Below are 14,308 nucleotides of genomic sequence, written 5' to 3'. Positions count from 1 at the left end.
AATTAGAGCTGTTTATTTATATAAGGAGTGACGGTTTTTATGCGTCAAGAAGATGCAATTATTGTCGGAGGTGGCCCTTGTGGCTTAGCAGCAGCTATCTCATTACAAGAAATTGGCTTAAACCCAATTGTAATTGAAAAAGGAAATATCGTTAATGCAATCTTTAACTACCCTACACACCAAACATTTTTTAGCTCAAGTGAAAAATTAGCAATTGGTGATGTGCCATTTATTATAGAACAACAAAAACCTAAACGTAACCAAGCACTTGTCTATTATCGTGAAGTAGTAAAAAGAAAAGCTATTCAAGTTCATCGTTTTGAAAAAGTAGAAACCGTAACCCCTCAAAATGGTAAATTCATCGTCAATACAGACAAGGAAGTTTATGAAACTCCGTATGTAATCATTGCAACTGGTTATTATGATCATCCCAATTATATGAATATTCCAGGTGAAGAATTGGCTAAAGTGAATCACTATTTTAAAGAAGGACATCCTTACTTTGATACAGATGTTCTAATTATTGGTGGTAAAAACTCAGCAATTGATGCAGGACTAGCGCTTCATAAAGCAGGAGCACGTGTTACAGTTGTTTATCGTGGGGCTGAATATTCTCAAAGTATTAAACCTTGGGTATTACCGGATTTTGCTGTACTTGCACGAGACGGTAAAATTAATATGATGTTCAATACAAACGTTAAAGAAATTAAAGAAGATGAAGTAATTCTTATCCAAGAAGGACAAGAAATTACTGTGAAGAACGATTTTGTATTCGCTATGACAGGCTATCATCCGGATCATTCGTTTATTCAAAATATGGGGGTTACAGAAGATCAAGAAACTGGACGCCCAACATTTGATCCTGAAACAATGGAAACAAATGTACCAGGTCTGTTTATTGCAGGTGTCATCGCAGCAGGAAATAATGCCAATGAAATCTTCATCGAAAATGGACGATACCATGGTGATTTAATTGCTAAATACATTCAAGCAAAACAATAAAGTTTTCTTGTGAAAAATATCAAAAAAGCAAGGCATTTCAAAGTGAAATGGCCTTGCTTTTTTATGATACTAAATAATAAGATTTGCCATAGAACCAGTTGCCGAGACTCGCAGAGAGCGATAGTGATTTAGGCGGAAAGGGAGGGGCAATCTTTTTTCGAAGAGTAACCGCAGTAGCTGGCATCGGGTGTTAGATAAAAAATTTCTTAACATCAATCGGCTTATTAACTTGGTTGAGCCCGATTAATAATTTTAAGCGTGCTTTTTGTCCGTTTAATCCTGTTGCGAAAATGACGCCCATATCTTCTAACATTTTACCTCCGCCTTCGTAGCCATATACACCTTGTGCAATACCATTAAAACAACGAGATACAAGGACTACGGGGATTTGAAGTTTTAATAATTCTTCAATCGTTGGTAAGACTGCAGGAGGAATATTTCCTTGTCCAAGACCTTCCAAGACTACCCCGTCATATTGATAATCAATTGCTGAGCGTATTAAATCAGCATCCATACCAGCATATACTTTAAATAAAGCTACTTTTTTATCAAGATTTGAAACTTCTACATACTCTCTTTTCAACGGTGCTTGATGAAAATGAATCATCGATTTCGTGACAAGTCCAAGTGGTCCATATTGAGGTGATTGAAATGTTGCAACTGAACTTGTGGAAGTTTTTGTTACGTTTACTGAAGAATGAAGTTCATCATTCATCACAACTAATACCCCTTTGTTTTTTGCATCTTCTGAAGAAGCCACGCGAACAGATTCTACCAAATTATATACTCCATCTGCACCTAACTCATTTGATGAACGCATAGCACCTGTTAGTACAATAGGAATCTCTAAATTTGTCGTTAATTCTAGAAAATAAGCAGTTTCCTCTAAAGTGTCAGTACCATGAGTAATCACAACACCATCAATATTATTATTGCCTATTGTTTGTAAGATCAAGTCTCGCAATGCTAGCATTTTTTGAGGTGTCATATGAGGTGAAGGTAAATTAAATGCTTCAAGCTCTATGATATGTGCAATTTTTTCTAGCTTTTTACTTTCTTGCATTAAAGGATTTGTCGAATCGGGTACAACAGCTCCTGATTCTTTGCTGACATGCATTGAAATAGTACCACCAGTATGCACAAGTAAAATCGTTTTTTTCATAACAAATCCTCCCTAATTTTCTTTATCAATCATATAGAATGGTATAATAAAAGAAGATGGAATGAAAGGAGCTACTAAATGTTTGTACTCTTATCAGTATCCATTGCTCCTGCTCTAGCTCTCTTTAGCTATTTCTATCTAAGAAATCAAATGGCGACGGAGCCTAGAAGAACATTGTTCCACACATTTTTATATGGTGCAATATTAACGTTTCCTATTTTGTTTTTGCAATATGTTATTAAAGAGGAACAAATATTTCCTAATATAATTGTTCAAGATGTATTTTTTTCAGGAGTGGTGGAAGAATTTTTTAAATGGTTTATTTTAATGATAGCTATTTATCATCATATAGAATTTGATGATCCTTACGATGGCATCCTTTACGGAGTTAGTATTTCGCTGGGATTTGCAACTGTTGAAAATATCTTATACATGCTATCATTTGGCGTCGATACGGCATTTATGAGGGCATTAATGCCGGTTTCAAGTCATGCCTTATTTGGTGTAGTTATGGGATATTATTTAGGTAGAGCAAAATTTTCAAAAGAAGATTTATCGATACAGTGCCGTATACTTGCCCTTTTTGCACCGTTGATTTTGCATATTATTTATAATTTTATTTTTACAATCGAAGGAAAATGGACGTATATAATGATTCCTTTTATGCTGTTTTTATGGTGGTTTGCATTACGCAAAGTAAAAATAGCGCATCAACATTTAGTACAAATGCTATTTGCAGAAAAAAAGATATAAATAGTCTGAGCTGAGAGTGAAAATTTACTCTCAGTTTTTTTGTATAAAAAAAACTTATAAAACCATCCTAAGGAAAAAGGAGATATGAAATGAGACGCTATAAAATTCCGTTAGTATTGATTCTTAGCTTTTTCCTGACGAGTATAGTACCGCAAAATAGTGATGCTTTTTCAGATCAAATAATCTCAAGAGGTGCGTTTGGGGATGATGTCATCGAATTACAATCAAGGCTTCAATATATCGGTTATTACAACGGTACAATTGATGGGAAATTCGGCTATGGAACTTATTGGGCATTAAGGAATTTCCAAGAACAATATGGGCTGCCAATAGATGGGGTAGCAGGAGCAACGACGAAAACTAAACTAACATCTGTTTCACAATACGATAAAGCCTATGTAATGGATCAAATTAACAAGGGAAATAAATTCACTTATTATGGTGGAGAACAGAAGTCTTCTGCGGGAACAGGCGCAGGAACAAATATGCAAGTGCCTAACAACTTTACCGAACAGGACTTGAAACTAATGGCGAATGCAGTTTATGGAGAAGCTCGAGGAGAACCATATGAAGGGCAAGTAGCTGTAGCAGCAGTAATTTTAAATCGACTGGATAGTCCAGATTTTCCAAATACAATATCGGGCATTATATTCCAACCAAGAGCCTTTACAGCTGTTGCTGATGGACAAATTTGGTTAACGCCAAACAATCAAGCTATGGAAGCCGTTATAGATGCTATGAATGGTTGGGATCCTTCACAACATGCATTATATTATTTCAATCCAAAAACAGCTACTAGTCAATGGATTTGGACAAGAAAACAAATTACACAAATAGGTGAGCACATTTTCTGTATTTAAAGGAGGATAGAGAATGAAAAAAACAATATTCTTATTAAGTTATGCTATCGTTGCTTGTCTAATATTCAGTTTTGCATCTAATCGTGAAAACAAAGAGTTAAAGTATTTATTACATGGACAATATACTGGGAAGATGGCAGATGCTTCTGCACAATTAAATGAATTACAACAAGCGGTGCAACAGTCATTGCTTTTCAAAGATCCTACTGCGTTTCAAAATTCATTGCAAGATGTCTGGAGACTATCTTCTGACATCCGCTATTCGATAGCAGATTTACCTTTAGATCGTGATTTTACGACACAATGGATGAATTATTTAGGAAGATTAGGTAATAATGCTAAAATGACGTTAACCTCTCAAGAAAATGCTACTAAATGGCATGATAACGCAAAACAAGTATCGAATAATTTAACTAATTTTACATCTGATTGGCAAATTGCAACTGCACATATATTGCAAGCGGACAATAATTATAAACAATGGTTAGAAGAACAGACAACAGAAAAAGATACATCAGGATTTAATAAGTTATCACAGTCTGTGAAAACCTATACAGAAAGTGATTTTCCTTTAACAGCAAGTGAATCAGACTATGAAAAAAAGAAAGAATTAAAAGAGCTTAATGATAAGCAAATTACAAAAGACGAAGCAATTGCCCGTTTTTATGTAATGTTCCCAGAACTTGAAAATGCCACATTATCCGTGAATCCAAGTAAAAAGGGAGCACCTTATCCTTTCTATCATATTATTTTTCATAAAGGAGAACGAACGGGTTATGCGGATATAACTCAAAAGGGTGGACATCTACTGTCTTATCTAGTAGAAAGACCATTTGATAAAAAAGCACTGCCTTTAGATCAATTAAAACAATCTGCAGATCGACAATTAAAAGAATTAGGCTATAAAGATGTTAAAGAAACAGATGCAAGAGAAAATAGCAATGTTTGGCATATAACTTATGCAAGAATTGATGAAAAGACAAAGGCAAAAGTTTACGCAGATGGAGTACAAGTCAAAATTGCAAAAGATACTGGTGAAGTAGTAGGTTTAAATGGAATCGAATATATTCAAAAAGAAAAACTTAAGCCTCAGTTAGTGAAGAAAATAAATTGGGATGAATTTTTCAATAAGGATGTGAAAGTCGTTAATGAAGACTTGGCATACAGCGAAAATAAAGATTATGCTGAAAGACTATGTTATGAATTAACAGTTCGTATGGATACATCTCAAGTTCCGCATACTTATAAAATTTTAGTGGATACCGAGACCGGAGAAGTTATAAAAAAAGAGAAACTTTCATAAACGTCATTACCTATATTTTGATTTTATATAGCTAAAATGGCTATTCCATGGCATAATAAAAACACAACCTAAGAATCATAAAGGGAGATTGCAATGGAATTGAAAATAGGTACGAACATTATTTTAGAATCAATTTCTTCAGAAACGTCAGAACGTTTTCGTTGCAAAATTGTAGAGCAAAAAAACAATTCGATCTATATAGACTATCCAATAAACGTAAAAACAAATAAAACGTCTTTTCTCCTTGAAGGTAGCCAATATCGAGCATCTTTTGTAGATGATTCAAAAGTAGCGCATGCTTTCAAAACACAAGTATTAGGAAGAATCAAATCTAATGTTCCAATGATTATGCTTTCCTTTCCTACTGATGATGAGATTATTAAAATACAAAGACGTGAATTTGTAAGGGTCCTTACTCCAGTCGATGTTGCGGTCGAATTTGATCATCAATTTTATCAATTTATAACAGAAGATATTAGTGCTGGAGGATTAGCGATTATTATCAATCAGCCTGTAACTTTTAAAGAGAATGATGATTTACTATTGACGATTGTTCTGCCGTTTACTAATTCAAATGATGGTATAAAGTATGTTCAAACAACGGCACGAGTAGTACGTTTTATAGAAAGAGATAACACGATTATTGCGCCGCTCCAATTTACAAATACCGATGATATTGATAAGCAAAATATTATTCGCTTTTGCTTTGAAAGACAGTTGCATATTCGTAAAAAAGAAACAGCTTTTTAGTCCTCATTTTGAGGGCTTTTTTTCTTTAGAGACGATGTCTTAAGAATCAAGGCGTGGACTGGACGAGCGCCCTCCGCTTTTCTAACTGTCCAGCTACGGGTGCTAGCTTTTCGGGTCAGATAACTCTCCTCTGACGGGGCAAAAACCGCCCCTCTGTCGGAGGAACTTTTGCCGAACTTCTTTTCATAATGCTGGACGAGCACCCTCCGCTTTTCTGTGTTACAATATTACGGAAAGAAGGGGTTGAAACCGTGAAGAAGAATATTCAAATCGCAATTGATGGTCCTGCAGGGGCTGGTAAAAGTACTATTGCTAAAATTGTAGCGGAGAAACTTGGCTACACTTATATTGATACTGGTGCAATGTATCGCGCTCTTACATTAAAAGCATTGAAAGAACATATAGATTTAGAGAATGCAGAAAGTGTTACAAGTTTATTAGCTAAAACTACTATTGAACTAAAACCATCAGAACGCGGACAACTTGTGTTTCTTGATGGACAAGATGTTTCAAAAGAAATCCGTTCAAATGAGGTTACTGGAAATGTTTCAAGAGTATCCTGCCATGCTACAATGCGTGAAATAATGGTAGAACTGCAACGTGCAATGGCAGAACTTGGTTGCGTTGTTATGGATGGAAGAGATATTGCTACAGCTGTATTACCTAACGCTGAATTAAAGGTATATATGTCAGCAACAGTAGCGGAACGTGCTCGTCGTCGTTTTGAAGATAACAAGCAAAGAGGCATTGACTCATCAATTGAAAAATTACAAGAAGAAATTGCTTTACGTGATAAAATAGATAGTGAACGCGAAGCATCTCCACTTGTACAGGCCCCAGATGCTATTTTCTTAGATACTACTGATTTAACAATCACGCAAGCAGCTGATGCGATATTAAAATTAGCGAGTGAAAGGATGGCATAAATATGGACTTTTATCAATTTGCTAAGTCTGTTGTTTTTACTGTGTTGAAGCCAATTTATCGTATTGAAGTTTTAGGTTTAGAAAATTTTCCGAAAGAAGGCGGTATTCTACTTTGTTCTAATCATATAGACAATCTTGATCCGCCAATCGTTGGCATCTGCTCTCCGAGACCTGTTAACTTTATGGCGAAAGAAGAACTTTTTGAAGTTCCAATTTTAAAAAGTATTCTTCCTAAGGTTCATGCATTTCCTGTAAAACGAGGGCTGAGCGATCGCCAAGCACTTCGCATATCAATCAATACGCTAAAAGAAGGTCAGGTCGTTGGTCTTTTCCCAGAAGGAACACGTAACAAAACTGGCAAGCTTGGTAAAGGGTTCTCAGGTGCAGGTTTTTTTGCATTACGTGGAGATGCAAATGTTGTACCTTGTGCCATTATCGGTCCATATAAACCATTTCGAAAATTAAAAGTTGTATTTGGAGAGCCAATTGATATTGAACCTTACCGAGAAAATAGAGCTAAAGCGGAAGAGGTAACTGAAGTTATAATGGCGCATATACAAGACTTATTGGACGAACATCATCCCGAAAATAAAAAATAATCGTATTTAAAGGGTTAATTTTTGTTTTTACTAGCAAATTCTAATAAAATAGAGAGTGAACATTGTGAAGGAGGATTACATATGTCTGAAGAAATGAACTTAAATGAAGTAAAAGAAATCCGAGAAGGCGATATCGTTACAGGTAAAGTAGAAAAAGTTGAAGATAAAGTTGCTGTAGTAACAATCGCTGGTGCACCTTTTGATGGCGTAGTACCAATCAGTGAGCTTTCAAGCTTACATGTGGATAAAGCTTCTGACGCTGTCTCCGTAAATGATGAATTAGAATTATTAGTAACGAAAATTGAACAACCTGATGATAAAAAACCAGGACAATACGTACTTTCAAAACGTCAAGTAGACGCAAAGCGTGCTTGGAAGGTATTAACTGAACAATTCCAAAATGGTGAAGTTATTGAAGCAGAAGTAAAGGATGTAGTAAAAGGCGGCCTAGTAGTTGACTTGGGCGTTCGAGGTTTTGTACCAGCTTCATTAGTTGAAGATCATTTCGTTGAATCGTTCGATGATTATAAAGGAAAAACTTTAACTTATAAAATTGTAGAAATGGATCAAGAGAAAAATCGCCTTATTCTTTCACATCGTGCTGTAGTAGAAGAACAAAAGGCAGAGAAAAAAGGGACAGTCATCAACAATATTCATGTGGGTGATATTATTGAAGGTACGGTTCAACGCTTAGCATCGTTCGGCGCGTTTGTTGATCTTGGTGGAGTTGATGGCCTAGTGCATATTTCTCAAGTTTCACACGAACACATTGAAGATGTTTCAAAGGTTCTATCAGAAGGACAACAAGTAAAAGTAAAAGTAATCTCAGTTGATCCTGAACAGGAACGTATCTCTTTATCTATTAGAGAAACTCTAGAAGGTCCATGGTCACGTGTAGAAGAAATTGCTCCTGTAGGTGCAATATTAACGGGTACAGTAAAAAGGCTTGTTACATTCGGAGCATTTGTAGAAGTTTTCCCTGGTGTAGAAGGACTTGTTCATATTTCTCAAATTTCACATAATCATATTTCGACACCACATGAAGTGTTAAAAGAAGGCCAAGAAGTTCAAGTCAAAGTACTTGCTGTCAACAAAGATGAAAAACGTTTATCTCTTAGCATCAAAGATTTAATAAAAAATGAGAATGAATCTGAAGTGGAAGAGTTTGAATTTCCTGAAGAAACAACGGGCTTCTCATTAGGCGATGTAATTGGTGATAAACTTAAAAACTTCAATAAATAATGAATATAGAGTGAAACTTCACTCAGTGGGGGCTCTTTAGCCTTCAATGAGTGGTAGTTGAGCCAAACGAGCTTTTACGGGCAGTGGATGTTCTTTATTTTCACCTCTTGATCTCTCACTTGAGTCTTGAAATAAGGGTATTACTGTACGTTATTGCGGGATAGAATAATCAGGAGCAGGCGATGGCTAGTATGCTTTCGTCTGTTTTTTCTTGCATTACAGTCAAATTTTGATAAAATAAGTATACAAAATGACTTTAATTGTAGGTGATGGTGAACTAATCAGGTACCATCATCTTTTTTGTTGTATAATAACACTTATTAGAAGTCGGAAGGATGTAGAAAGTTATGACGAAACCGATCGTAGCAATTGTCGGCCGTCCAAATGTCGGTAAATCGACTATATTCAACAGAATCGTAGGAGAACGTGTATCAATCGTGGAAGATATTCCAGGTGTAACGCGTGATCGTATATACAGTTCTGCGGATTGGCTAACACATGAATTTAATATTATCGATACAGGTGGTATCGATATCGGAGACGAACCTTTTTTAGACCAAATTCGTCATCAAGCAGAAATCGCAATGGACGAAGCTGATGTCATTATTTTAATGACTAATGGTCGTGAAGGCGTTACGTTAGCAGATGAGCATGTAGCGAAAATTTTATATAAAACAAAGAAACCAGTTGTTTTAGCAGTGAATAAGGTTGATAACCCTGATATGCGTGATATGATTTATGACTTTTATTCATTGGGCTTTGGTGATCCATTCCCTATCTCAGGTTCTCACGGTCTAGGACTTGGGGATTTACTCGATGAAGTAGCAAAGCATTTTCCAAAAGAAGATGAAGAACAATATGATGAAAATGTTATTAAATTCTCATTAATCGGCCGTCCAAACGTTGGTAAGTCTTCTCTTGTAAATGCATTTTTAGGTGATAACCGCGTTATTGTAAGTGATGTAGCAGGTACGACTCGTGATGCAATTGACTCTAACTATGAATATGATGGACAAGAATATGTCATCATCGATACAGCAGGTATGCGTAAAAAAGGTAAAGTATACGAGTCTACAGAAAAGTATAGTGTTCTACGTGCACTAAGAGCAATTGAACGCTCAGACGTCGTTTTAGTCGTTTTAAACGGCGAAGAAGGCATCCAAGAACAAGACAAGAAAATAGCTGGTTATGCACATCAAGCAGGTAAAGCGGTTATTATTGTCATGAACAAATGGGATGTCGTCGAAAAAGATGAAAAAACAATGAATGAAAAAACAAAAGAAATAAGAGAACAATTCCAATTCTTAGAATACGCACCAATCGTATTCGTATCAGCGAAAACGAAAAAACGTGTACATTCACTTTTACCAGTTATTAATCGTGTAAGTGAAAATCACGCAATGCGTATTCAATCTAGCATATTAAATGAAGTAATCTCTGATGCAGTTGCTCGTAATCCTGCACCAACAGATAAGGGGCGTCGCTTACGTATTTACTACGTGACACAAGTGGCTATAAAACCACCAACATTTGTGGTGTTCGTAAATGATCCAGAATTGATGCATTTCTCGTATGAACGCTTCTTAGAAAACCGCATTCGTGATACATTTGATTTTGAAGGTACACCAATTAAATTGATCACACGAGCTCGAGATTAATATTAAAAGAATATTTAGTCGAAAGGGGATTTCAACATGAATCGCGTAGCAGTACTAGGAGCAGGTTCTTGGGGAACATCTTTAGCCATTGTCTTAGCAGAGAATGGCCTTGATACTTTAATTTGGTCACATCGTAAAGATCAAGCAAATGAAATAAATTTCCAACATACAAATGCAAAATATTTACCAAGCACTATTTTACCGGATAGTTTAAACGCGACTTCGGATATGGCTGAAGTTGTAGAACATGCAGGAATCATTGTTATGGCAGTTCCAACAAAAGGTATTCGTGAAACTTGCCAAAAAATGTTGCAAACATTAAACAAGAAAGTACTTTTTGTTCATGTTTCAAAAGGGATTGAACCAGATTCTTTAATGCGTATTTCAGAAATAATGCGCGAAGAAATTCCTGCAAAATTTATTGAAGATATTGTCGTTCTATCAGGCCCAAGCCATGCAGAAGATGTAGTTCAACACCATCCTACTACAGTTGCTTCAGCATGTGAAAATATAGCTTCTGCAGAACGAATTCAGGATCTATTCATGAACCAATATTTTCGTGTATATACAAATGAAGATGTAGTCGGAGTAGAAATAGGCGGTGCATTGAAAAACGTTATTGCACTAGCAGCAGGTGCTGTAGATGGTCTAGGATTCGGTGATAATGCTAAAGCCGCGCTAATTACACGTGGCTTAGCTGAAATTTCACGTTTAGGTGTGAAATTAGGTGCTAATCCTTTAACATTTGCAGGACTAGCTGGTATGGGCGATTTAATCGTTACTTGTACAAGTGTCCATTCTCGTAACTGGAGAGCTGGTAACATGTTAGGTAAGGGTTTATCTTTAGATGAAATTCTTGACCAAATGGGTATGGTTGTTGAAGGTGTTCGAACAACACAAGCTGCTCATCAACTAGCAGCAAAATATGATGTCTCTATGCCAATTTCTGAAGCATTATATGGAGTATTATTTGAAGGGAAAGATCCTCATAAAGTTGTAAAAGAACTAATGCTAAGAGAAAAAACACAAGAATTGGATGCTACTTACGAATAAAGATTCACTTCGAAAAAAAGTAGTTGTCACAAAATTGTACGAATATCAAAAGGGTATCCTAGAATTAGCCAATTACTATACTAGTGCTCTATTGTTAATAGAAAACAAGAGATGTACACAAGTCATCTCTTGTTTTTTTATGTTATACTGTCATCTATGAGAAAAGTCCTCGCTATACATATGAAAGGTGGTTGTACTGTTGAAAGAATTAGTGCTACTAGCAGGCACAGGTATATCGCCAATGGATATGATGTGGGTATCCTTTTATTCCATCGGTTTTTTGCTAATTGCATCAGGGTTGATTTATTTAAGTAGACAAAAAATAAAGAACAGCTTTATAAGTACAATTGTGGCTTTAATAGCCTATGTTTTCCTCATCATTGGATTCCTAACGATGGTGTTTGTAGTAATGACTTTTTAAATCATCAAATAAATGAGGGTAGTAGATGAAAAAAATTAATTTATTATTATTCATATCTCTTATTGCTATATTACTATCGGGTTGTATGTATCCAGATAAAGAAAAAGTGGAAAATCAGGTGCCAGATGAGGCACAGCTACTAACTGTTCAGAAGGCAGTAGACCAATTTAGAAAAGATACAAATGGTTTATTACCAATCCAGAACCGAGATCAAGATGTAGATCAATATATTAAGTATCCAATCAACTTTGAAAAGCTAACACAAGGGTATATTACAAAAGCGCCAGGTAATTCCTTTGAAAAAGGTGGCATTTATCAATACGTAATCTGGAAAGCGGAAAGTAAAAATCCAGAAGTTAAATTAGTGGATTTACGTGGTGCTGAAATGATACGAGAATTAAATATAAAAAAAGGCGTTAATGGATTTGTACCTATTTCAAAACAAATCAAAGATGATGTCTATCAAATCGATTATAAAAAAATGGGGTACAAACAAGCGCCAACTGTTCCAAGTCCATATTCTAATACGCAATTACCTTTAGTTGTGAAAGGTACCGGTGAAATATGTATCGATTATTCAATTGAATTACAGAGGATTCTTGATGAAGGAAAAGTGAAAGTAAAACAAGGTGAAGATATACGTTACTTACTTTCTGATAAATATCCGATTCTACCAGCCTATTCACTACCATATACTGTGAATGATAAAAATGAAGTGGAATTTTTATCGAAATCAGATAAGAAATAATTTAACTTACATCAACAGGTAATAAGACCTGATTAATAATCAACTAAAAGAAAAGCAAAAAGTTTGGAATTAGATGCCTGTAAAAGCCTGATTGGTTCAGCCAGTAAGTAAAACTGGGAATTAAAAATACCAGTATTGCGGAAAGTTTCACTTTATTCTTTAAAAGCGTTTCATGTCGTGTGCATGAAACGCTTTTTTTGCGCATAGGATATAGTGCTGAAAAGAAGGGGGAAGGATTATGTCACAAGAAGTGTACGAGCAAATGGCGACACGTACGAACGGTGATATCTATATCGGTGTTGTAGGGCCGGTTAGAGTCGGAAAATCAACGTTTACAAAGCGTGTAATGGATATTATGGTTTTACCTAATATGCAGGATGAAAAGGAACGCCAAAGAGCACAAGATGAACTTCCACAAAGTTCTCCGGGACCGGTTATTATGACGACAGAGCCTAAATTTGTACCAGCTAATGGTGCACAAATCTCAATCGGAGATCAAGATATGCCGTTTAAAATTCGATTTGCAGATTGTGTTGGATATATTATTGATGGGGTGAAGGGCTATGAGGATGAAAATGGTCCAAAATTGGTACATACCCCATGGCATAATGAACCGATACCATTTCAAGAAGCAGCGAAGATTGGTACAGATAAAATCATTAGAGAACATGCAAATATTGGTGTAGTAATGACAACGGATGGCACAGTAAATGGAATTCCTAGAGACGCTGTTAGTCAAGCTGAACAAGATATTATTGAGCAATTACAGGAAATTGGTAAGCCGTTTGTCATTGTTGTAAATAGTAAAATGCCTGCGCATAGTAATGCAAAAGAACTATGTAACGAATTACACGAACGATACAACGCACCAGTTATTTCAACTTCAGTTGATCAAATGTCATTGAATGAAGTACGACATATTCTTGAAGAAGCACTCTATGAGTTTCCAATTGCAAAACTAGAAATGGATAAACCAGATTGGTTAGATGTATTAGATGATAGTCACGAATTAAACAAATTAATCAATCAATCTATTGATAATTGGAAGTCTTCAGTGAATAAAATTCGAGATATTGAGCGCTTAACAAAAGAACTTTTACATGAAGATTTCATTGCTTCTGCACAAGTAAAAAGTGTTGATGCAGGCTTAGGCCATGCAGTTATTAGCTTGCAATTAAAGAATGAAATTTTCAAATCTATCTGTGAAGAGTGGTTAGAAGAACCAATCCAAAGTAAGAAAGATTGGTTATTATTTATAAAAGAATCGCAACAAGCGAGAAAATCTTACCAACGATTCCATGAGGCAATTGAGCAAGCACATAAAGATGGATATGGTGTTACATTGCCGACACTTCAAGAATTTGAACCAACTAGACCTGAAATGATTAAACAAAATAATTTCTTTGGGGTTAAAATGGAAGTTAAGGCTCCATCTTATCATATTTTGCGTATTGATATGGAAGCAGAGTTTGCTCCACTTATTGGATCAGAGTTTTATAGTCAGCAATTATTAAAAGATTTAACTTATGCATATTTGCATGATCGTGAAAAACTATGGGAAACACAAATATTTGGCACACCTTTATTCGAAGTAATGAAGGAAAGTATTGCTTATAAAACTGAAGCAGTACCAAAACACGCAAAAGCAAGAATGCGACAAACAGTTGAGAAAATGGTGAATAAAGGAGACCACGGAATGGTGACCTTTATTTTATAAAAAGAAAATTTAATTTTAAGGTCTATTTGCCATAGGTAAATAGACCTTTTTTTGTGCGATAAAGTTTTTATTTGCTTAAAGTTGGTAAAAGGAGTATAAATATTGTTGCACAGC

The 14,308-nt window shown here is 35.5% G+C and carries 14 protein-coding genes; 13 read left to right on the top strand and 1 reads right to left on the bottom strand.

The genetic code is table 11. The features are described 5' to 3' along the window. Positions 1 to 39 precede the first annotated feature (39 nt). Entirely contained in the window at positions 40 to 1,002 is a 963-nt protein-coding gene (locus tag ACIQ4I_RS05200; protein WP_403093625.1) for a YpdA family putative bacillithiol disulfide reductase, read from the top strand. 190 nt (positions 1,003 to 1,192) lie between these two features. Here the strand turns inward: ACIQ4I_RS05200 and ACIQ4I_RS05195 are convergent, their stop codons facing one another. Then, a complete protein-coding gene (locus tag ACIQ4I_RS05195) occupies positions 1,193 to 2,164 on the bottom strand; it encodes an asparaginase (RefSeq protein WP_403093622.1) in 972 nt (323 codons plus the stop codon). Between the two features lie 78 nt (positions 2,165 to 2,242). Here ACIQ4I_RS05195 and prsW point away from each other — a divergent pair, with 78 nt between their 5' ends. The 12 genes from prsW (at position 2,243) to spoIVA (ending at position 14,194) form a co-directional block, all read left to right on the top strand. Then, positions 2,243 to 2,917 carry a glutamic-type intramembrane protease PrsW gene (gene prsW / locus ACIQ4I_RS05190; protein ID WP_403093620.1) on the top strand — a complete coding sequence of 225 codons (675 nt, stop codon included), beginning with the start codon at positions 2,243 to 2,245 and terminating at the stop codon, positions 2,915 to 2,917. Between the two features lie 89 nt (positions 2,918 to 3,006). Then, positions 3,007 to 3,777: a spore cortex-lytic enzyme gene (gene sleB / locus ACIQ4I_RS05185; RefSeq protein WP_403093618.1), complete on the top strand. Its 771-nt coding sequence runs from the start codon at positions 3,007 to 3,009 to the stop codon at positions 3,775 to 3,777. Between the two features lie 13 nt (positions 3,778 to 3,790). Beyond that, positions 3,791 to 5,080 carry a PepSY1/2 domain-containing protein gene (locus ACIQ4I_RS05180; protein ID WP_403093615.1) on the top strand — a complete coding sequence of 430 codons (1,290 nt, stop codon included), beginning with the start codon at positions 3,791 to 3,793 and terminating at the stop codon, positions 5,078 to 5,080. A 93-nt stretch (positions 5,081 to 5,173) separates the two neighbouring features. Continuing rightward, positions 5,174 to 5,830 (top strand): flagellar brake protein, encoded by a 657-nt coding sequence (locus tag ACIQ4I_RS05175; protein WP_403093612.1) that lies wholly within the window; start codon positions 5,174 to 5,176, stop codon positions 5,828 to 5,830. A gap of 251 nt (positions 5,831 to 6,081) precedes the next feature. Then, positions 6,082 to 6,756, top strand: coding sequence for a (d)CMP kinase (cmk, locus tag ACIQ4I_RS05170; RefSeq protein ID WP_403093610.1), 675 nt, complete (start codon positions 6,082 to 6,084; stop codon positions 6,754 to 6,756). A 2-nt stretch (positions 6,757 to 6,758) separates the two neighbouring features. Further along, the gene (locus ACIQ4I_RS05165; protein ID WP_403093608.1) at positions 6,759 to 7,355 is read left to right on the top strand and encodes a lysophospholipid acyltransferase family protein; all 597 of its coding nucleotides are present in this window, start codon (positions 6,759 to 6,761) and stop codon (positions 7,353 to 7,355) included. A gap of 81 nt (positions 7,356 to 7,436) precedes the next feature. Next, positions 7,437 to 8,597, top strand: coding sequence for a 30S ribosomal protein S1 (gene rpsA, locus ACIQ4I_RS05160; protein WP_403093605.1), 1,161 nt, complete (start codon positions 7,437 to 7,439; stop codon positions 8,595 to 8,597). A 347-nt stretch (positions 8,598 to 8,944) separates the two neighbouring features. Continuing rightward, positions 8,945 to 10,255: a ribosome biogenesis GTPase Der gene (gene der / locus ACIQ4I_RS05155; protein WP_403093602.1), complete on the top strand. Its 1,311-nt coding sequence runs from the start codon at positions 8,945 to 8,947 to the stop codon at positions 10,253 to 10,255. Between the two features lie 36 nt (positions 10,256 to 10,291). Then, positions 10,292 to 11,308, top strand: a complete 1,017-nt coding sequence (locus tag ACIQ4I_RS05150; protein ID WP_403093599.1) for an NAD(P)H-dependent glycerol-3-phosphate dehydrogenase — start codon at positions 10,292 to 10,294, stop codon at positions 11,306 to 11,308. Positions 11,309 to 11,507: 199 nt separating this feature from the next. Then, entirely contained in the window at positions 11,508 to 11,729 is a 222-nt protein-coding gene (locus tag ACIQ4I_RS05145) for a DUF2768 domain-containing protein (RefSeq protein ID WP_397537658.1), read from the top strand. 25 nt (positions 11,730 to 11,754) lie between these two features. Beyond that, the gene (locus ACIQ4I_RS05140) at positions 11,755 to 12,477 is read left to right on the top strand and encodes a hypothetical protein (protein WP_403093597.1); all 723 of its coding nucleotides are present in this window, start codon (positions 11,755 to 11,757) and stop codon (positions 12,475 to 12,477) included. A gap of 238 nt (positions 12,478 to 12,715) precedes the next feature. Then, entirely contained in the window at positions 12,716 to 14,194 is a 1,479-nt protein-coding gene (gene spoIVA, locus ACIQ4I_RS05135) for a stage IV sporulation protein A (protein ID WP_403093596.1), read from the top strand. Positions 14,195 to 14,308: the final 114 nt, after the last annotated feature.

The sequence above is a fragment of the Rummeliibacillus sp. NPDC094406 genome (genome assembly GCF_044763875.1).
Taxonomy (GTDB): Bacteria; Bacillota; Bacilli; order Bacillales_A; family Planococcaceae; genus Rummeliibacillus.
The sequence above is the reverse complement of the archived record's forward strand: the minus strand, read 5'-3'. Positions and strand labels throughout refer to the sequence as shown.